Source organism: Candidatus Kuenenia stuttgartiensis, assembly GCF_900232105.1.
In the GTDB taxonomy this organism is placed as follows: Bacteria; Planctomycetota; Brocadiia; order Brocadiales; family Brocadiaceae; genus Kuenenia; species Kuenenia stuttgartiensis_A.
This window is the reverse complement of record NZ_LT934425.1, coordinates 3935508-3955780: the sequence shown is the minus strand read 5'-3', so window position 1 is coordinate 3955780 and position 20273 is coordinate 3935508. Positions and strand designations below refer to the sequence as shown.

Here is a 20273-nt window from a genome sequence, read left to right as displayed (position 1 = left end):
TAATGACCAAAATCAGCGTTGGCACTTTTTGCCGTACTCTGGATTTAATTGTTATTTACACTCTACTTTTAATTTTAATAATCTGCCAAAAGCCTTTTCTGCTTCTATTGCATCTTTTTTGCTATGCTGGGCACATGCCGGTAGTTATTCTAAATGTTGCTACAGATGCCAATCTGAATCTGCGCAAGCCTGTTCTTCTATTGCCATTACCACTGCGATTCAGTATCGATAGATCGCAGCTATACCCGTCTCCGTCGGCATCCGCTCACTAGGGACTATGAAGACTTGCCCACCCATCTTCAGGGTCAATGTCCCCAGGTCGTCGAGCACATCATCAACCTCCGGGTCAGCCAAGTCGTCAAACTTGATATCGCCGGTCGCTGCATTGATCTTACCTGGAATCTCGCGGTCGGCTTCGATCAGCAGCTTAGAGACCCGACCACCCACTACAGCCTTGGCGACGTGCCCAAGTTCGTCGTGACCGGCACCCTTGGATCGTGCACTGCGGAACTCCTCGCCCAGCGCAGCCAGCCGTGCCAAATAGCGCGGTTCGAGAACCTGCCAGGTGCGCTGGCGGAGTTCATCGATGGATAGGGCGTCCGGTTGGATATCAAGACCTTCGTCAATCAGGTATGGGTTGTGGCTGACTTGGCGGAACAGTTGGTGATGCTCCGGCAACGTCGCCAGGATCAGCGGCAGGGCCGAAGGCCGCGAGTGGTGCTCCATGATCGCGCGGTCGATGGAGCGGAAGAATCGTTCTGTGTCGATGTCCACCTTAGATGCTTTCCCACCGTGTCCATGGTACATAGGCGAGTGCCCTTGCCCGACGCCGCCGTAGGAGGCGACGGTCTGGTGCGACTCATACAATTCTTCTCCAAGTGCCTCGGTGATCGTCTTTGGGACGCCCTGTGCCGGTTCGATCTCGTCCAAAGTATAACGATTGCCCTCGAACAATCTGATCTCCTTTCGGTTCAAACCGAGAACTTGATAACGGTCGGCTGACTGAAGGATGTACATCAGGGGTTTGGTGTGGAAACTATCTGCTACAATAGCCAATTCGGCAACCGGACGCTGTAGCTTGTAAACCCGGAACCTGCCTCTTGCACCCAGCACTGCCAGGCCGTCTAGGGTGTGATTCCAGAAGTCGCGATCTTCAGCCAATGCCAGAAAGGGATCCAAAAAAGGCTGGATATCATACGCAAGATATTTCCGTAATAGCGACTCTTTTAGTGCCTTCACGAGGTTCCGAAACCGGATCGGATCCTGCTGGTTTTCCGGATGGTGCCGATGTGTAGGTTGGTAGAGCGAGAGACACGGCGGCTCACAAGCCTCCAATACCCCCGCTGTGTAGTCTTGATTTATCGAATTCATTATTTCCCCTCTCTTATGTGATGTGTTTTATCTGGGCCGGCGCACTCGACAGCTATCCGCCCCCGGCTAGGTATCAAATGGGGAGCGCGAGCGTGCTAACCATTAAAATAATGACGCTACCTCCGCGTACTACAGTGCATGCTTTTGTTAGGTGCGTCGTCCAATCTCATTCCTTCCTCATTTGCTTCGTCTAAGTGTTACTCTCTTTTTTTTATTCAAAGCATTGTAGCGACACACGGCCGTGCGTCTCTACACAAACAACCCCGTTCCCAAGCTGGACAGACTGGGTCAAATGAACCTTGTTGTCGCATAAGTGGGGATAACTCCTTACATTTTGCCTGTTTTATGCCCTATTTATTACTGTTTTTCCATTAAAGTGGGGAATGCATATCGCGAAATAGGGTAAAATTGCCGATTTGACCCAGCCTGTGGAACCTGGGAACGATAGGAAAGTCAGTACCACCAGCATAGCTGGTGGCTTGATTAGCCCTAAAAGGGCATTGTTACTAGCTCCCCTTAAGGGGTTTCTTCGCATTCTTTAGCACATGTTTCTTACTTAGCGGTTGTTTCTTAGCCGATCCAGTTTGTTAATCCTGTTAATTGATGCTCCTATCACTAGTTTCCCTAAAAGGGTTTACTTAAATCAGTATCATACTTACCCTCTATGGATTCGTTGAGGTCTTGATCTTGAATATATTTCCTTATCTTTGCTTCATCCAAACCAACAGTACTCACATAGTATCTACGTGCCCAAAAACTATTGTGTTGGTTCACCGTGAATTGGAATTTTCGAATTCAAAATAAGCTACTAAACTGGAGCTTTACCCCAGACCCCCATGGTTTATTTTAGGCATAAGAGGAACTCTGGTTCGTCATTCTTTGGTTGTGAGTGAGAGAGGAGCGATTTGCCTCCTCTCTAGGAATGACGATCCGTCGTCCCTCGGCGGGTTGCTCCCCAGCAGAGCCCGCCTCTGTTTTACCGAACGGCACGATTCTATTCCTTCACCTCCTTTCTGTCAAGCGATCTTTCGTTTAGCCGCCCGCCGTTGCCGCGCTTCACTTAATTTTCGGTCTCGTTCCAAAAAGATTTCTTTTTTACGTCCGAGCAATTTGTCCTGCGGGGCGATATAACCTATTGCGCTATGTAATCGTTTCGTGTTGTAATGCACAACAAATTCATCCACGATTCGCCGGGCATCTTGCAGGTTTACAGGGCAATAGGGGTGAATACTTTCCTGCTTAATTGTTTTGTGCCACCTTTCTATTTTCCCGTTACTTTGAGGATAGAAAGGTGCTGTTTTAACATGCGCCGTCCCGCCTATCCGGATATAGTCCTTGAAATCCTTTGCTATGAACTGTGGACCATTGTCAGAAATGATCCTTGGTTTGACATCCGGATACTTCTCTTTAGCCCGTTCCAGGATGATTTCCACCTCCGTTTCCTTCATCGTCTCCCGATACTTCGACAGGCTTAGCACGAGATTTCCCAATGTACTATTTGTCTGCTATAACCGTCTAAAACAGCACAGAGATAATAAAACGTACCACGAATATTCAAGTACTACACATCTATGTGCCAGTGTTCATTGCGTCTTAAAGCGGCATAAACCCCGTTCCTTTTTTGGAGGGCTTCCTATACCATTCCCGCATTACACCGGCATTCACCAACACCCGGTACACGCTTAATGGGCTTACTGCTAATGTCTGCATCCCGCATCATAAAGGCCAATCTCCGATATCCTTAAAGAGGATATGTTTCATAATAAGCAAGTATCACTTTCTTTTCCTATTCTTCATGCCACGTATCACGTGGTATCCAGGCGTTGTGCTCATTTACTTTGCTGTAACGAGTCCTCCATTCATTGAACTTAGACAGCGATAACCGACCCGTCTGATCATTTGGCGAACCGGTGTTTCCACCTTTACCGACCACTGATTAACAAAATCAACCAACATATCTCTTGTATCATGGGCTACCCAAATGCCTTTTAGTTTACCTCAAGACTTTTTTTAGCGCAACGTGTTCCTCCATCAGTTCGGACAATACCTCGTTTTTGCGAGCAAGTTTCTTCTCTAGCTCCAACGCTTTATTCTTCCATTCCCGGCACTCTTTGACTTTCCATTTTCTAAAAGCGTATACGGCATTTGACAGCAATCCCTTCAGCCAACGATAGTACATGATTGGATGAATACCATTAGCGTCACATACTTCAGAGAGTGCTTTCTTTTCGAATAAATGCTGCTTCATTATTTACATTCGTTTTTCCGGTAGATACCTTTTTTTCCCATTTGCTTCTTCCATTTTCTCTTCCTTTGAAATAATTTTTGTTTTTGTATAATTCTTCTTAATTCCTGATTGTTTGTTAATCTTGCCACTTCTTCATAACTCAATCCTGAATCAATAAGAAGTATCGTCCTGATTCGGTCGGCATGAGTCTTTGATGCTATTTTTTATACGCCTTTTTAAGTTCTATTCGGTCTCTTTTTCTTAGAAATGAGTTAATGCGTAGATAGATAGTCCATAAACCTCAAAATGCAATAAAGAAACCACTTTCAGCTAAAGGATAAATGCTTACGACCGTAGTAGAATAAATAATTTTTTTATTCTGTCAATACCTTAAAACGGGTGTATTGCGGACCATATCCCCAAAGTAACAATTACTATACTCAATCAGACTGAAACCACTGGCTTCAGTTTGATTGAGTATAATCCAAGTTGATCCTAATCGATAGGGCATAGAAGGCAATGAATGCGCATGTCAGAAACCAGTGATTCCAGTCTGATTGAGTATAAATACCTGTATTTCACGAATTGGCTACAGAAATAGTACCAACTAACTCGTCATTATTTAAGGCGCTGAAAGCCGCAAAGCAAAGGATCGCAAGACTTAAATTCAGAACTCCTGATCTGGTGGAATTTGATTTGATACCAAATTATATACAAGGCGCAGATTTGTGCCTGGGAATAATGTTTCGGAACTATTAAGTACATCGCATAATTGCTGAACATATCTGTTGTTCCTTGGGTTTGTCATGTTATGAATCGTTATCCTTAAGACGCCATTCTTTTCATCCGGCATTATATCTGCATCTGTCATAAAAATTTGACGTACCAGTGATCTTGCTTCATCTTTTTTAGAAATATATTCCTGCAATGTATTTGCCATTGCCGTCTCTGCCCGATAAGCAATCATTTTGATTGTGTCTACGAATTGCTTTCCGCTCTTCTTTAAATCCTGAAATTTCTTATCTTCCGGGAGTTTTGAAAACTCTATATGTTTCTCCGTATTCTTTTTTGTCGCCTTGAGTTGTTCAATCTCTTTCTCCAGCGTATCTATCGATTCTCTTATTGTTGCTTTCTCCTGTACATACTTCCGGATATCGGGTTCTTCTCCTTCTGCTTTTAATACCAATGCCCCATATTTTACCCGCTGCCTGTTTAACAGTGTACTTTTGGTTTTTATCTGACTTTCCAATTCCCTGTAACGGGGATTCACCACCTTTGTCGTCTCACTTATTGCCTCCTGTTCGTACTCGATAAGTCTGTCTATACCATAATGTTCCATCATATATTTAAGAAAGTTCTCCTGAGACCATCTGGAGAACATTCTTGCTGCCAGTACCTCAGCGTTATTCATAAAATCAGTGGTTATTATCGATGTCTGATGACCTGTATCGGTCAATTTGCGTATCTCGCGCACCCAAAGGTCTTGCTTCCGGAAATACACTCCTCGTTCCGCCAATTTCATCTTTACCACTTCGCCATTGTTAAGAACCACCTCTTTCTCTATAAATTCTGATTCCGGCCAAACATCATTTACATACTTTTTGTAGGTATAACACGCTATGCGTTTCTCCCACATTTCTTTGAAAAACTCAGGACTGTAACCCTCACGGTCAAATACTACACCAAAGCGATAGAGATGACGATTGGCTTTTAATTCTTCCCCGGTAGGCTGCTTTGGTATGTCTCGGAGCAACCGGGGTATGATCTGTTCTCTCATTACCGAAAGCAAGCCGGAATTTACCGCTTTGCTTACCACGAAAAATGGCTTACCTACTGCATCATTTACCCAATAGTCGGTTAAACCCCTTAAACATAGCTTTTGCCTCGATACATACCGCTTCGGTAACGGTGTCTTGCTTCCGCTATATACCCGTACATGGCCGTCCACGTAAAGGATCCCGGCCAATTCCGGATCCTCTTCCATCCAGTATTTTGATAACTCTTTGCTCCACTGCTCAGGTTCGCCATGGTTTGTTATATATTTCACTTTTTTGCGCAGTGTTCGTATTTCAGGTATACGGTCTAACCCGATTGCCTTGCCCAATTCCCCAGCTTCACAATAGCGAATTGCCTCCAGTGATTTGATCCTTAAGAGGGCTGCAAACGACAGTAGCAGCAGAAACGATTGTAATCCATAGTACCCTTTGGGAAATGAGAGATAGTTGTTTGCATACTTTAGCAAACCATTTAATAATAATGCCGGCAGTGCAAACAATACCCCTGCCGATTTGACGTCCTGATCGGGAACAAATGCCGGAACTGCCTCATTAAGCCCACCTAATGCGGCTTCTACACGTTCTTGTTCCCGTGTACATCCAAGACCCATACCAGCACGACTATCGGTTACGGCACGCTCACTTTTGTTTCTTTGCTCCGGAGCGCTTTCTGCCGTTTTTTTTTCTCTAACTGACCGCTTTGGATTGCCTTGTGAATCGTACTTGATTTGATATTGAACTTCTTACCTGTTTCTGAAACACTCTGCCCTCTTTCCAGGCACTTTTGCACCTTCGCTTTTACCTCTGGCGTAAGCACATGGGCTGACCTTGTTCGCGCTGACTGACGGAAAAATCCCTTAGGCCCATGTTCTCTTAGCCGCTTTACACTACGCTTAACACTTATTGCCGAAACACCGAAGGCCTTCACTATTTGTTGTTGCTTGACATTACCGCCGACTACTAATTGACTGGTGATGAACCGAAATGATTCCAGGTCGTCTTCCTCATGACTAAACACAGGAAGTCTTCCGTGAAAATAATATATCTTGCTACCTATTTTCTCAAAACCTACCTGATTATTTATCAGTTTGCAGTCAGGGGAAAATAGGGGTAATACTAACTGTGGCATGAGTACCCGCCCTTTCTCCGAAAAAAAGGGATCATATCATTTTCCACCCACGTATGGCAATGCCTTCTCTCTATATACACCTATCTCTACACAATTCAATAGCTTACATACTTTTTGACTAAAAAGGCACTTCCTGGGTTCTGAAATTAGGCTGAGTTTTTAAAAGGCAAAAACCCAACGGCATTCATTTTTACTCATCCCAATCCCTCTCATGAGGGGAATTTGATAATTCTCCTCATGGGATGGATCTAATCCTAAAACAAGCGTAATTTTTTAATCTGAGAGAGTTAAAGTAGGTTGAAATGCCTGAATTTACTGGTTAAGATAGTGAAAGGAAACGGAAAATAGAGAAACGGTTTCGGATCATAGTGCTTTCAGGGAATGTGCGGTTAGAAGACATAGAGTTGTGTGTGCCTTGAAGTATGGAATACCTGAGTGGTTGAAAATACCACCTCTGCGAGCCTAATCCTCGTAGAGAAGTTTGTGCCTATGCGCACACAATGGAGCAATCCGTATGCGTAGAAAGATAGCATATACCCGTGAGGGGTATGACGGAGTTACGAGGTACAGACGACCTTTTGGGGTGTATGAGTGTGGCGTGTTATTCCGTGCCAACTGCCATTTCTCAGCGAAGCACTGACAATGTCCTTTGTTGGAGATGGATAAACAGATTAAGTAAAACCATCTCTGGTTAATGCGTTTGAACATACATCACGAAGGGAAAAGGGGTAATTGCTAAGCCCCACAATAAATGAACCTGGAATTCTCAGATTAAGTGGAATTAATATATTGAGGTAAAACGGATTTTAGCAGATAGACAGCATCTGGGAAAGAGGAGTTGGAATCTACCATGACGATGTCGATGGTATTAAAGTTTTTTTTACAACGGAAACACCTGGCGAGGTTCGTATTTGGGTTGGTGGCGGAATTAAATTCAGAACAGAGAGGGCAGAGGAAGCGGAAATAGCCTTCGGAGTATTTATGAGGTATGGAGAGGACATCAGCGATGAGTCGATCGATGGGGATATCGTTTCGTAATGAGCGCAAGAGTTGAGGGGAAAAGAGACGGGCCATGGTAGACCTCCTTAAAAAGATTGAATTTCAGCAAGAGCCTGATGGAAGATATCCTGGGTAATTTTCTGTGATTGTCTGATGGAAGCGTTAATCAGGCAGGCGGTGGAAATGGCGTTGATTTGCCTTGGGATGCCGGCGGAGAACTCATGGATCAGGTCTTTGACGTCTGAGTCAAAGATTTTATCGGATGCGCCGGAAGATTTCAGATGGAAGTCTATGTATGCAGCGGTTTGAGTTTTAGTAAGGGGATGAATGTGGTAATGTACCGAGATGCGTTGTGCGAAGTCGGCATGGATGTCTCTTTTGAGGATATATTTGAGGTGTTCCTGTCCCGAGAGGATGATTTTGAGATGAGTGGAAGAATCAAGCGGAGAGCTGACAAGGAGTCTGAGGTCTGTGATGGCGTCGGTTTTCAGGAGATGAGCCTCGTCGATAACGATAATGGGAGTGAGATTTGAGCGCAAGGATTTATCCATAATTTGGAGGAAGAGCCGGTCTTTGGTGTGTTTTGGTATTTCACCGAGCTGGGAGACGATTAAGGAGAGAAGGCTGGATGATTTTAGGTGGGTAAAATGGAGGTAGATGGGGAGAAACAGGTTTTGGGGGATTTGTGAGAGGAAGAGTTTGAGGAGTGTGGATTTTCCGACTCCCGTCTGTCCGTAGAGGACGGCGATAGAGCCTGAGTGTAAGAGGTATTGGAGTCGTGCAAGCCCCTGGGTAAAGCGTTCGTCTTTCATGATAAGGCTGGTGTTGATTCTTTCAGAGAACGGCTGAGTAGTCATGGAAAAATGAGAAGTAAACATGGTTAAGAGACCTCCTTTTTCGAGTAAGCGATTTGTAATTCACGAATGATATAGGGTAAGGTTTTCACGGAGGCATTTTGGAATGCCTCCGTGAGCAATGATTCGTTGAGAGCGGGGATACGGTTGTAGCATTTTTTAAGCGATTCGAGTTCATGAGAGCTGAAGGCGGAGAGAGAGCCTTTGTGTCCCATGAGGAGTGCGAGTTTCTGGACGAATGCCATGAATGGCCAGGGTCGTTCGGAGATGATTTGGTGGTAATCAATGCCTTTGGCCTGAGCCTGGAGAATGGATTTGTGTTTCTGAGTGATAAGGTCGAGGTAATTATGTTTTGGTTTTGAAGGTGAGGCGGCTGGAGTTTCAGCGCCCTGGTCGCGCAGGTAGAGATTTCCCGAGCCGAGGTATTCACCGTTTGCGGAATAGATCAAGACCTTTTTGAGATCGCCGTATGGGTCGTAACGGACTTCTACTTTATCGCCTCTGAGTTTGGGGTCAACACGGTAAAAGCGGTTATCAATGCGGACATCGGCAAAGGTTCTGTCAACGGTTCTGGGGATGCGTTTCATGAAGAAGGCAAGAGCGGCGTCCATATCGACGTGTCGGATGACGGTAAGCCCCTCGTCGTAGCGTTGTTTTGGAGATTGATTGGTTTCGGAGTGGATTCTTGCGTGATAGACAACGGCAAGGTAAGCGGAGAAGGCCTGGTTAATGGCATCAAGGGTGATAATGTCGCCGGAGCGGACTTCCGACTCGAACTGTGTCTGGCTGGTGCCGAAGAAACGTTCGACCAGTCCGCCGGGAGCAGGGTCGCGTGGTGGTCTGTGGATGAGTTTAATGCCGAGGTTGTAACAGGCAGAGCGCAGGGCGTCAGAGTGGTAGACCTTGGCATTGTCGAGGTAGAGTTCTTTGGGCGAGCCGTGGATAGTCCAGGCCCTGATGAGAGAATCGATAAGGATATCGAGGGTTTGTTTGAGATAATACCGTCCTTCGACCACATAACGGCTGTAGCAGTCGATAAAGAGACAGAGGTTTGTGGGAAGCGCCTCGCCGTCAACGAGCACGAAAGGGCCTTCCTGGAAGTCGCCAATCCAGAGGTCGTGGGTATGCTCACGGCTAAGAGCGTATACGCACCTTTTGCTGTGAGACGCCGAGTTTGAGCCGGGTCGCCCCTGCGAGTCTGAGATGGCGGTAGAGGGTGGATTTGGGGATCGTTTTCCCATAGTATTTCTCAAGAAAGCGGTTGAGGCAATCGTCGCTGCGGCGTGGTTGTTCTTTTTTGAGTTCAACGGCTTTGTCGATAATTTCAGGAGAAAACCTTCTGGATGCGCCACGGTCGCTCCTCGCCTTTCTTGCAAGAGATTGAAATCCATCTTTGCGGTAGCGGTTGAGTTTTCTCCTGAGGGTAGAGATAGTGGGTCTTTTCCGCTTTCCGTTGGGGAATACGACCTCCTGAAGGCAGAGTTTTTTCAGAAAAAGGTTGGTCTGCTCCTTCTCAATCTCACCGAAGATGACAGGATGCAGAAGATTGCACCAGAATAAAGCCCATTTTTCGTCTTTCGATTTCATAATTCACCTCCTTTTTTAAGTGTGGAGGTGATTGTAACTCAAGACCAGCCGCTTTTTGTTGCCAGTTCGGGGAAAAATGAATGCCCAAAAATTCGGTGATATTCCGGCTCGGCGCTGAACAATTGAATCGATTGATCGAGGGAGGTTTTTCGTTGTTTGCTTTTATACTTTCCGTGGTAAATGGGAAACATTTGGCGAAAAACCGGAGAGTTGGGGTCGGCCTGCCTGATGAGGTCAAAGGCGTTGCGGAGTGTGTATTTCAGTGAGCCAAAGAAACGCAGCCACCTCCAAACGGTTGACCAGGCAAGCATGCGGTTGTCTATTTCCTGTGTTCGGGTAGTATATCCGATGGCAGAGGAGACACTCCGGTAGGTTTCTGTATCATCTTTGACATAAGCCTGACTGAAGGAGAGACAGTGATCCTTTACGTACCGCTTGTAAGGGAGCGCATACTCAGGATAGGAAGTAAACGTCTTCTTGCACAAGGAACATTTCCAACGTCCCAGGAAAGATTCTATCGTATGAACAAGGGAGTCGATAATAACGTGAAACAACCGATATCTGCATTCATGAAGGGTGAAATTGACATGGGTACTCTTGCACTTTGGACAAAAGCATGGCTTCTGTTTTGTCGCAATAAGCTTTTCATGCTTGTGGATTTTTTCTATAATATTCACGCACTGCCTCCTTTGTATAGGGGGGAAATGGGCAGGAGGATGAAGTTTCCCAACGTTCGGTCCTCCTGCCCTGAGTTTTTTATGTTCCGGAAAAATCTTACAAAACTTGTCCTCGTGAAAACGGGGAACTGGGAAGTAAACCGCCGTTAGGAAGTTTGGAAGTGGTTTTAACCTCTTCCAAACTATTTAATGAGGCTTTACTCCGCCTTACGGACGGAACTTCTTTCTAACGGGGTAAACGATGTATTTTTCTTAACGTGAACAAAAAATCAAGTGAAATACTTACGCAGGATAAAAAAAAGGCGGGGTAGCTGGGTAAGATTTTTCAAATCATTTGCTGGGTATTAGACTCAAATATTCTGAGACTAATTGGGCATTTTTGGAGCATTTATTCTAAGACGTAGCAACCCGCATTGTCCGGCCTGACGCGTTCCCCGATAGCCCGAAAAGAACTCGGCAATTTTGATAGTTCAGGTGTTTCAGCTTTGCTAGGGAATACGATTCTTAAAGGATATCACATTGTCATGCGGCTGGCAAAAGTGCCCAGCACGGAGAAAACCTCGTCTGGTCTCTTGTTTCCGACCAGGCCCTTAGGCATTCATGACATCTACATCCTACATGCCGATCCCTTTTCAAAAGAAGGCTCCACCGAAATAGCAGACTGCCTGCTGGCGCTGCGTGGATTTAGGCCAGAAGGCAACTTGCCAATCTTCAAAAACTCCAAGCCGGGGTATCCGATAGAAATACCTTATGGCGAACGGTCTCAAAACCCCATACTCATCGCGATAACCAGTTGGAAGACGGATATAAAAAGCTGGATCGCCTCTGCCAGTCGCCATCCCGATCCTGACGTTCCGCGTTTAGATCGCCTCAATCATTTGCTGAACAGTGTCATCCAATGTCGAAAACGCCTCGATTATCTCATTCTGTCGGAACTTTCCATACCAATACACTGGTTCCTCGCCATAGTGCGCAAACTGCAAGGCAAGAGGATTTCGCTTATTTGTGGCATCGAATATCTGCATGCACCGAAAAACACTGTGCATAATCAGGTTTGGGCGGCGCTGTTACACGATGCGTTCGGTTTTCCAACAACCATGATTTACCGGCAGGACAAACAGCATCCGGCTTTGCACGAAGAACAGGAATTGCATCGCGTCAGCGGCAAAACCCTTCGACCTCAACTAAAGCCGTGGGCATCACCCCATAAGCGCTAACTTGTTTTAGGTGCGCTCGAAGTATTTTGATATCTGTGTTTTTCGGATTCTTGTATTTTCTGCTAAAGAACAAGCAATGTCATTCCAGCACTTAAGAACTTCCTGTAATGATAACGCTGGTTCTATAGCCCGTTTTACTTGATTAAGCATAAAAGCAAATTCACGCCATTTGCTTTTAGTCTTCTTGCTTGACAATGAAGTATCCCCAGGGGGAAAAAGACGTAGCAAAATCTATTAGTTTTTCTGTCAAAAGAGCAACGAATAGTTTGCCATAAAGCCAAGCTTTTGAGCTATCATCATCGTATTTAGGTAAGTGTCCAAATTGTGCTATTTGTTTAAATCTTTTAAAGACCAGTTCAATTTGCCATCGAACTCGATACCATTCTAAGATATCAAAAGCGGTAAATTGATTTTCAGGAAACGTTGTGAATACTATTACGTACTTGGCATAAATAAGGGTCTCCGGTTTTAGTTCAATGCCCTTTTTGCTTGCATGTCTTTTAAGTTTTTTATGAGCTATTTTAATGGCTTCTTCTGTTTTGTGTATTATACAAAGACGACCTTTGACATATTCAGTATTATCAACGTTTGGAATAAAAACGTTCCATGATTTTATAGCAAGGGGTCTTTTTAAATATTGGATTTCTTTCAATAAAGGAAAGGGTTTCTTTTCTTCGCCGAATATCCGTAGAGATTGCGAATTAACTCTAACGCTAAGATAAGCGCCTTTCCTTGTTGCATGATGAATTCCTTGGCCAGTACAGTAACCTCTGTCAGCTATAATATAATCATCTTTTTTCATCGGAAACTGCCGAAAAGATTCTCCTGTGCCTTCTCCTTCAGTTCCCGTAAGTTTAAAGAAATCGCAAGATAATGAAGGAACCTCAATACTATAATGAATGCGCCAAAGACTTCCTGTTTTCCCAGGTTCCTTTACTGTTGTTGCATCAAATAAGCGAAGATGAAAATTATTCCGTTTATTAATTTGGAGGCCACGCTCACGGAATAAAGATAAACATAATTTATATAGCCATTCTTTGCTCTTTTTTAATCGCTTTAATAAGGCAACATCGGATAAATCTGCTAAGTTAGCACGCTTGGCTCGAACTACTGTTTCACGCAATGAATAGCCACATCCTAAATGAATTAATAATGTTCGAAGAAGCTTTTCTTCAGATTTATCCTTGCGCAAGCCTTTTAAAGCATTTGTATCAACGGCTAAACTTTTCCAATCGTTTGGGAAGAAAGTTCTTAGAAGATCCCAATCTTCTCTCATCATGGCTTTATCCTCCTATAGAGTGATTAGCGGGATAATTAACATAAAAATACCATGATGAATAAAATTTGTCAATAAAACAAGTTAGCGCTTATGGGGCATCACCACCGCTCATCAACCATGGCGACTTTCAATTTGCGCTACTTGTCTGTAGCGAGCTGACAAATATCGCTTACCGCAGTGCCTTGCGCGGAAAAGTGGACGCCCTGTTTGTGCTTGAATGGAATCAGGACACGGAATCTTTCAACGCTCTGGTGGAGTCTGCCGCTTTGGATATTCATTCCTACATCATCCAGTGTAATGATCGCCAATACGGCGATAGCCGAATCCGCGCTCCGCATAAGGACAGCTGGATGCGCGACATTGTACGAGTAAAAGGTGGAGTAGAGGATTATTTCGTAACCGGCGCAATCGACATTCAGACACTGCGCACTTTCCAAAGCAGTCACCGTTCGCCAGATAAACTGTTCAAGCCGGTCCCTGATGGTTTTGAAATAGCTCACGAACGTAAAATTCTTCCAGCATAGGACGCCAATGACTGACGCAATGTGTAGTCTGATACTGAAGGAGGAAGTATTTCAGGTAGTTGGCGATGCTATGGAAGTGCTGAATACGTTTGGACATGGTTTGTTGGAAAAGCCATACGAGAATGCTTTGGTCGTAGAGTTAGGACCACGGGGGATTCCCGTTAACCAGCAACCGCGTTTTGATGTGATCTATAAATCGGTGAAGATGGGGAAATACATTCCCGACCTTATTGTTTTCGATCAGATAGTTGTGGATACCAAAACCATCAAGAAAATCACCGATATTGAACGCGGCCAGATATTGAATTACCTCAAGATAACTGGGGGAAAATGGGAACACATCCCAATTACTTAATAGTTGTATAGTAGGTTAAATGGGATGTGTCCCTATTTAATAATAATCGCCATTCTCCAGTGTTTTATTGAGTGAAGCGGCTCACGACCAGACAAGAATTATTACCTTCAAAATCCATGTTGTTAATCATTGCATGGTTGGTTTGTTTGCGAAGTGGTTTACCGAGGACGAGGTTGAGGTTATTTTCCGGCTCTTTTCCCTGGTGATTGATGATGTGGGGTATAACGCCGTTATTAATAGACATAGCCGTTGAAACTAGTTGTGCGGCGCCTGCCGTACCGTAAGACTCTCCCACGTTTGATTTTATTGCAGATATAGGGATATGTTTTACGTCCTCACCATACAGAAATTGTATGGCGTTTGCCTCTATGGGGTCCTGTATTTTGCATCCATTCGCATTTACGCTCATGCAATCTAAATCTTCCTTCTTTATCCCCGCTCGCTGTAATGCTTCCTGCATGGCTTTTTCAACACTGCTTACTCTTTCAAGGAGAGAATAATTTTTTGCACCCACATAGGTATTCCCAAATCCTTTTATTTCACCATAAATGGAGGCGCCCCTTTCCAATGCGTGCTGAAGCTCTTCAAGGATGATTACATAGCTACCCTCTGCCATAATGAATCCGTTTCGTTTTGCATCGAAGGGAGCGCTAATTTCCTGCCCCCCATTGATACCGGAAAGATATTTTCTGAGGTAAAATATCAAATACAAATCAATGGAAATCTGCTCAACACCACCGGTTATCATAACTTTTGCCCTATCATTCCGTATCATTCGGTATGCATCTTCTATGGCATCGATGCTTGACGTAAATCCTGCAGAAATAGTACGAACGGGCCCTTTTGCTTTAAAGAGAACGGACACATAATTGACAGAAGAGTTTAATGCCACATCGTAACTGCACATAGGGGACAATTCTGACGGGTTATTCCGTATTATTTCATAAAAATAATCTGTAGTTTCAGAAAAATTTCCCAGAGATGACCCGATAATAATGCCAATCGTATCTTCCAGAGAACCATCCTGAGGTAATTTTGAATCATCAAGTGCCATTTTAGCGGCAGAACCGAGAAAGTATGTGCCTTTATTCAAATAACGCAGCCCCTTTTTCCCCAAATGGATTTCCGGCAGGAGATCGCGTACTTCCCCGCCTAATTTGGACTTATAACAGGATAAATCAAGTGAAGTCATCGGGGCAATGCCTGATTTCCCTTCTACAAGTCCATTCCAGAATTCTTCTTTCGTATTTCCAAGGGGCGATACCGCCCCCAATCCTGTTATCACTACCCTTTTTTTCATGCCCTTATTATTGGTTAATTACTCTAATTTTCTAAAAATAGTAGTTGCATTATTGCCCCCGAAGGCAAATGAATTATTAACAATACAGGATACATTTGCCTCGCGGGCATTGTTTGGCGTTACATCCAGATTGCATTCCGGGTCAGGGGTCTCGTAATTGATTGTTGGAGGAATTATACCATGCCTCAATACTAAACAACATATTACAGACTCCACGGCGCTTGCGGCGCCCATGAGGTGTCCTATCATGGACTTCGTGGAACTACACGGAATTTTGTAAGCATGCTCACCGAAAACTCTTTTTATCGCAATAGTCTCCGTTCTATCATTATGTGGCGTACCAGTTCCGTGAGCGTTAATATATCCGATATCCTCCGGATTCATTCTCGCCATTTTAAGCGCATCACTCATGGATTTTACCGCCCCATCCCCTTCCGGATGCGGGGCAGTCATGTGAAACCCGTCGCAACTCAGCCCATATCCCGCCATTTCGGCAATAATTGCAGCGCCGCGATTTTTTGCATATTCATAACGTTCCATAATCAATATACCAGCGCCCTCTCCAATCATAAGCCCCTTACGATTCTTGTCAAAAGGCTGGCATTTATCAGGCGTTAATGCCTTAAGATTATGAAAGTGGGTAAATTCCGTTTGAGGAATCATATCGGCTCCTCCCACCATTACCACATCAAGCTTATTGTCAATCAGACGGTCATACGCCCAGGCAATGGCATGATTCCCGGAAGAGCAGGCATTAAGGGATATCATTGACTGCCCTTCAAAGTTGAAATAATTTGCCAGCATCTTCGTGATAGAATTGGGGGGGTATACCGCAGCTACTTTGTGGTCGAATCCATTATTTTTTAAAGAAGTGTTTTTTCTTAAAAGTCGCTCAAAAGGGGTCAGCTCTGCAGCAAGCGTTCCTATGGCAATACCAAACCGTTCTCTACCCGATTTCTTATCTCCATGTAATCCGCTTTCCAGCAATGCCTCTCTTGCCGCATAATAAACATACTTGTGAAGGGTATTTTCGCTGATCTGGTTTTCCAGTTCGACATCGAGGAAGAAATCCTTTACCTCGCACGACCTGTGTACCTTGTACAAGGAGGTGTCAAATGATTTCATTTCACAAGCCCCATCACGCCCTTGTGCAAAAGATTCCCAGCTTTTTTTTAAACCGGTTCCAACCGGAGTGACCAATCCTAATCCAGTAATAACGACCTTTGTCATTTTCAGTTCTCAAAAATAAGAGAGGTCAACTATCCACGAGTATATGTAAATAAGTTGACCTGAACGATGCCTGTTTTAAATCTGCAAAAAAAGGAACTACATTTTAAGGAGCTGCTTCAATTGAAGCTAATTTTTTCCCTTTGCCTTGCTTATCTGTATCAACGTAGCATTTTAAGGCTGCCTCATAATCGCCAGAGGTCTGTAAATCTTTTAGATTTTGAATCAAATGCTGATACACATTTTGCCAGTCAAGATTCACGCGAAATGCAAACATAGCGGCATTCATATTATTATTCAACTCATCCTTAGCGCGGTGGAATCTCTTCCGCAACACCTCTGTGGCAAAAATCCTGTCGTAAAGGTATTGGAACCCCTCGATCATTTCATCGAGGGTCAGTTTTTTCAATACATACGTCAAATGATGCGACGTGTAATATTTCCAATCTTCAGGAAAATGTGTACGAAAAAGCCTGTTTTCTCTGTTCAGGCGGTGATAAAGCGGCGTATTGATAAACGGACAGAGTATGCCGCAAGTCATAATATCGATATGCGAATCAAGGATAAAATCGGCTACCCGTTCAAACGTGCCAGAGGTATCGGCGTCATTTCCGAATACCATAGTTCCCCACACGGCAAGACCATGTTTTCTTATGTTAGCGATTGCCTCATAATAATTTTCTACGGATATTTTCAAATTCACATTTTTGTTCATGGACTTGAGAGATTCTTCCTCAATGGATTCTATGCCAATCAGCACGCCAACGCATCCACTCTTCGCCATATACTCAAGCGTTTCGTCATCCTTATATATATTAAGGGAGGTAAAGCCGAACCAGTTTTGATAGATACCTCTCTCGACCATACCTTTAAAAAGAGTGCGAACCCGTTCATTAGATTTCTTACTATGTCCGTAAAAATTTTCATCCGTTAGAATCAAACCGCGGTATTGTCCCTTTATCGATTCAAATTCATTCAATATATCGTCTACAGGCCGTTCCCTGTATTTTTGACCCTGAAATTGTGGGACGGAGCAAAATTCACAGGCAAACGGACACCCTGCGGTGGTAATAATCCCCGAATACCGGTATTTATATTTATCCTTCAAAAACTTTCTATCAGGGCTTAAATTGCAGTAGATTTCCATGGGGGTAAGGCCGCCGTCATACCTTTTCCGGAGACGACCCTTTTCGAAATCATCAATAATGGTTGACCAAAGGGTGATTCCCTCTCTGATCACCACACTGTCAACATATTTTGCAGCCTCATCAGGATTGCTTGTGGCATGAATGCCACCCATAATTACAGGTATTCCTCTTTTTCTGCAGGCTGTTGCTATTTTATACGCACGGTCTGCCTGATAACTTACTGAGGTAATCCCAACCAGGTCGGCGCCTCCAAAGGTAATGTCGCCTGTATTTTCATCAATGGCATATTCCTGCGTTTCATCAATGATATCGACTTGCCAGTTGCCGGGCGTTAGCACTTTCAAATAACCAAGATTTACCGGCATTTGGTTTAATACGGACACATTCTCCTCACCAACGTTACCCATTGGATGCGGGTTGATAAGTACGAGCTTTTTCATGCAATTACCCTTTTTATAAGCGTTTACAGTTTTGATGATGCTGCAGATACTGCTCCTGGCACTAATAACACCTGTGCAATAGCGTATTCATTACAATGTGATAATGAGACCTCGGCAGTATTAATATTCTTCTCTTCAACTAATTCTTTTACATTTCCATAAAAATTCAGATATGGCTTCCCTTTTTCATCATTTAACAACTCGACGTCAGTCCATTTTATTTTACCAGTCCATCCGGTTCCTAAAGCTTTGAACATAGCTTCTTTCGTAGCAAAACGTGCCGCTAAATGTTGATGTCTGTTCTTTTTCGGTAAACAATACTCAAGTTCTTTCACCGTATAAATTTTATTTAAAAATCTTTCGTTGGAAATACATAGCTTCTTTATACGATTTATTTCAACTATGTCAATGCCTATAAACATATAAATCCTAACCAACCAAAACTATCGTAACTCCTTATAAAATAAGTATCTAATATAATTTTTCGCATTGTACAGGCTAATAAATGTAAAGTCAACGACAATTTATTGTATGCATAATATCATCTTTGCTGTTCAGGCAATAAGCCCTTGTATATCGATAGCTGCATATTTACAATCTTACCTTTTTGAGCAAGCAGTCCTTAATTTGTTAAAATCTTTACGATTTTACAAAACACCTTACTTATTGCTTGACTCACTGTTAATTGATTAATAAACTGAGATGGAATTTTCATTTTTCAACCATAATAACAGGATTGCCACAGGCATCTTTGTGGAATTTTAATTTTACGATAAAACAACTTTTACGTAATTATACCGGGAGTTATGCAAAACGAATGGAACAAACAATGCAACTGGATATTATCTCAGTTAATCAAAAACTTAGAAATTTTTCCGCCGTGGAAAGAATACAATGGGCAGTTGACAATTTCGGAATGGATGCAATTTTATTGAGCAGTATGCAAAAGACGGCTTCTGTGTTAATGCACTATTTTTATTCCCTGGGCCTGGAAAATTACATCTTATTTATCGATACGGGATACCATTTTGCAGAAACATTACAACTCAGGGATGAATTCATTACACGATACAAATTAAACATGGTCACATTGTACCCTGATCTTACTATAGAGCAACAAGAAAAGCTGTACGGCAAGAAGTTGTATCAATATATTGACGGACAGAAAGAATGTTGTCGTTTAAGAAAAGAGGCGCCCTATCTTAGTTACATGAAAAACAATGGTTTGATGTTGTCTATGGTTGGTCTGAGACAAACGGAAGGCGGAAAACGCTCGAAATTAGAGCCTTTATTGCGGGACCCGAGAATAGAGGGTTATGCACTCCACCCGCTTTTTGACTGGTCGGATGAACAAATAGAATCCTACTTGCTTGAAAATGACATACCGATTCATCCTTTACATAATAAGAATTATCCCAGCATTGGTTGCGAGTGCTGCACGACGCCCGTAAGACCTGGAGAAAACCCAAGGGCAGGTCGCTGGAGGCACTTAAATGAATCATCTGACAATGTACCAAAATATTGCAATATTAACTTTTCCGATGGTTCAGGCATTTGACTTTATCCATTGTGGTATGATAGAATCCGGTCATGTATAGAACATTGACGATATTTTTATGTTTATCAGTAGTTTTATTAAAGACAGCGCACGTTATTGCTGCTGAGGTTGAAGTTGCTCCAAGGATTACCGATAGGAAAATCATTGAAAGACTTACTCAACTGGAATACGGACAAAAAAATTTAGAAAAACAATTAGAAGGCCTGCGTTCTGAAATGAACACAAGATTTGAATCTGTTGACACAAAATTTGATGCTGTCGATAAGAGATTTGATGCTGTCGATAAGAGATTTGAATCTGTCGACAAAAGATTTGATGCTGTCGACAAGAGATTTGATGACCTACGTTCTGAGATGAACGCCAAATTCGCATCTGTAGACAAAAGGTTTGACATACTCCAGTGGATGTTTGGCCTCTTTATTACCATAAGCATTGTAATTCTTGGATTTGTTCTAAGAATGTTATGGTTGATGCAAAAGAAGCAAACGATAATGGAATCAACACTTGAAAAACAAAAGGAAGAACTTGCCTTTATAAGAACTTTGATTGAAAAACTTTTCCCGCCTAAAGGAGTATTATAGGATCCACGATTAATACCAGAATTAT

General features: G+C 43.3%; 20 protein-coding genes and 2 pseudogenes. 6 read left to right on the top strand and 16 right to left on the bottom strand.

The annotated features are described in order from the left end of the window. Positions 1-219 precede the first annotated feature (219 nt). From KSMBR1_RS18445 to KSMBR1_RS21305, 11 genes and pseudogenes are all read right to left on the bottom strand, one after another. Positions 220-1371: a baeRF3 domain-containing protein gene (locus KSMBR1_RS18445; protein ID WP_099326631.1), complete on the bottom strand. Its 1152-nt coding sequence runs from the start codon at positions 1369-1371 to the stop codon at positions 220-222. 624 nt (positions 1372-1995) lie between these two features. Continuing rightward, positions 1996-2130, bottom strand: a pseudogene (locus KSMBR1_RS18440) (IS200/IS605 family transposase); the annotation flags it as partial. A 257-nt stretch (positions 2131-2387) separates the two neighbouring features. Continuing rightward, positions 2388-2819, bottom strand: coding sequence for an integrase core domain-containing protein (locus KSMBR1_RS22140; RefSeq protein ID WP_197705250.1), 432 nt, complete (start codon positions 2817-2819; stop codon positions 2388-2390). Between the two features lie 545 nt (positions 2820-3364). Beyond that, the gene (locus KSMBR1_RS18430; protein ID WP_099326629.1) at positions 3365-3619 is read right to left on the bottom strand and encodes a transposase; all 255 of its coding nucleotides are present in this window, start codon (positions 3617-3619) and stop codon (positions 3365-3367) included. A gap of 646 nt (positions 3620-4265) precedes the next feature. Continuing rightward, positions 4266-5984: a putative transposase gene (locus KSMBR1_RS18425; RefSeq protein ID WP_099326628.1), complete on the bottom strand. Its 1719-nt coding sequence runs from the start codon at positions 5982-5984 to the stop codon at positions 4266-4268. A 17-nt stretch (positions 5985-6001) separates the two neighbouring features. Beyond that, positions 6002-6502: a COG3415 family protein gene (locus KSMBR1_RS18420; RefSeq protein WP_099325925.1), complete on the bottom strand. Its 501-nt coding sequence runs from the start codon at positions 6500-6502 to the stop codon at positions 6002-6004. 771 nt (positions 6503-7273) lie between these two features. Next, positions 7274-7576, bottom strand: coding sequence for a CHC2 zinc finger domain-containing protein (locus KSMBR1_RS23710; protein WP_099323524.1), 303 nt, complete (start codon positions 7574-7576; stop codon positions 7274-7276). Between the two features lie 11 nt (positions 7577-7587). Further along, complete coding sequence (locus KSMBR1_RS18410) at positions 7588-8379, bottom strand: ExeA family protein (RefSeq protein ID WP_099323525.1); 792 nt, start codon at positions 8377-8379, stop codon at positions 7588-7590. 2 nt (positions 8380-8381) lie between these two features. Next, the gene (locus tag KSMBR1_RS18405) at positions 8382-9437 is read right to left on the bottom strand and encodes a Mu transposase C-terminal domain-containing protein (protein WP_230407994.1); all 1056 of its coding nucleotides are present in this window, start codon (positions 9435-9437) and stop codon (positions 8382-8384) included. Between the two features lie 52 nt (positions 9438-9489). Next, complete coding sequence (locus KSMBR1_RS23705; RefSeq protein WP_164994994.1) at positions 9490-9942, bottom strand: helix-turn-helix domain-containing protein; 453 nt, start codon at positions 9940-9942, stop codon at positions 9490-9492. Positions 9943-9980: 38 nt separating this feature from the next. Next, positions 9981-10253: a hypothetical protein gene (locus KSMBR1_RS21305; protein WP_131493604.1), complete on the bottom strand. Its 273-nt coding sequence runs from the start codon at positions 10251-10253 to the stop codon at positions 9981-9983. Positions 10254-10358: 105 nt separating this feature from the next. Between KSMBR1_RS21305 and KSMBR1_RS18395 the strand changes: the two genes are divergently transcribed. Both KSMBR1_RS18395 and KSMBR1_RS18390 read left to right on the top strand, forming a co-directional pair. Next, entirely contained in the window at positions 10359-10769 is a 411-nt protein-coding gene (locus KSMBR1_RS18395) for a hypothetical protein (RefSeq protein ID WP_099323529.1), read from the top strand. A gap of 263 nt (positions 10770-11032) precedes the next feature. Next, the gene (locus KSMBR1_RS18390; RefSeq protein ID WP_099326627.1) at positions 11033-11836 is read left to right on the top strand and encodes a phosphoheptose isomerase family protein; all 804 of its coding nucleotides are present in this window, start codon (positions 11033-11035) and stop codon (positions 11834-11836) included. 175 nt (positions 11837-12011) lie between these two features. Here KSMBR1_RS18390 and KSMBR1_RS18385 read toward each other — a convergent pair whose 3' ends face one another. Continuing rightward, positions 12012-13115, bottom strand: coding sequence for an IS4-like element ISCku3 family transposase (locus KSMBR1_RS18385; RefSeq protein ID WP_099323638.1), 1104 nt, complete (start codon positions 13113-13115; stop codon positions 12012-12014). 98 nt (positions 13116-13213) lie between these two features. Here KSMBR1_RS18385 and KSMBR1_RS18380 point away from each other — a divergent pair. Continuing rightward, positions 13214-13639, top strand: a pseudogene (locus KSMBR1_RS18380) (Reverse transcriptase); the annotation flags it as partial. Positions 13640-13646: 7 nt separating this feature from the next. Next, positions 13647-13994: a GxxExxY protein gene (locus KSMBR1_RS18375; protein ID WP_099326626.1), complete on the top strand. Its 348-nt coding sequence runs from the start codon at positions 13647-13649 to the stop codon at positions 13992-13994. A 64-nt stretch (positions 13995-14058) separates the two neighbouring features. On the opposite strand, the gene KSMBR1_RS18370 is transcribed toward KSMBR1_RS18375, so the two are convergent. The 4 genes from KSMBR1_RS18370 to acpS all read right to left on the bottom strand — a co-directional run bounded on the left by KSMBR1_RS18370 (position 14059) and on the right by acpS (position 18531). Next, positions 14059-15294: a beta-ketoacyl-[acyl-carrier-protein] synthase family protein gene (locus KSMBR1_RS18370; protein WP_099326625.1), complete on the bottom strand. Its 1236-nt coding sequence runs from the start codon at positions 15292-15294 to the stop codon at positions 14059-14061. Positions 15295-15312: 18 nt separating this feature from the next. Beyond that, positions 15313-16524, bottom strand: coding sequence for a beta-ketoacyl-[acyl-carrier-protein] synthase family protein (locus KSMBR1_RS18365; RefSeq protein ID WP_099326624.1), 1212 nt, complete (start codon positions 16522-16524; stop codon positions 15313-15315). Between the two features lie 103 nt (positions 16525-16627). Then, a complete protein-coding gene (locus KSMBR1_RS18360; RefSeq protein ID WP_099326623.1) occupies positions 16628-18109 on the bottom strand; it encodes a B12-binding domain-containing radical SAM protein in 1482 nt (493 codons plus the stop codon). A 23-nt stretch (positions 18110-18132) separates the two neighbouring features. Beyond that, on the bottom strand, positions 18133-18531 hold the full coding sequence (gene acpS, locus KSMBR1_RS18355) for a holo-ACP synthase (protein ID WP_099326622.1): 399 nt from the start codon (positions 18529-18531) through the stop codon (positions 18133-18135). A 395-nt stretch (positions 18532-18926) separates the two neighbouring features. Between acpS and KSMBR1_RS18350 the strand changes: the two genes are divergently transcribed. Both KSMBR1_RS18350 and KSMBR1_RS18345 read left to right on the top strand, forming a co-directional pair. Next, complete coding sequence (locus KSMBR1_RS18350) at positions 18927-19667, top strand: phosphoadenylyl-sulfate reductase (RefSeq protein WP_157820724.1); 741 nt, start codon at positions 18927-18929, stop codon at positions 19665-19667. Positions 19668-19699: 32 nt separating this feature from the next. Next, positions 19700-20248: a hypothetical protein gene (locus KSMBR1_RS18345; RefSeq protein WP_099326620.1), complete on the top strand. Its 549-nt coding sequence runs from the start codon at positions 19700-19702 to the stop codon at positions 20246-20248. The last annotated feature ends 25 nt before the right edge of the window (positions 20249-20273 follow it).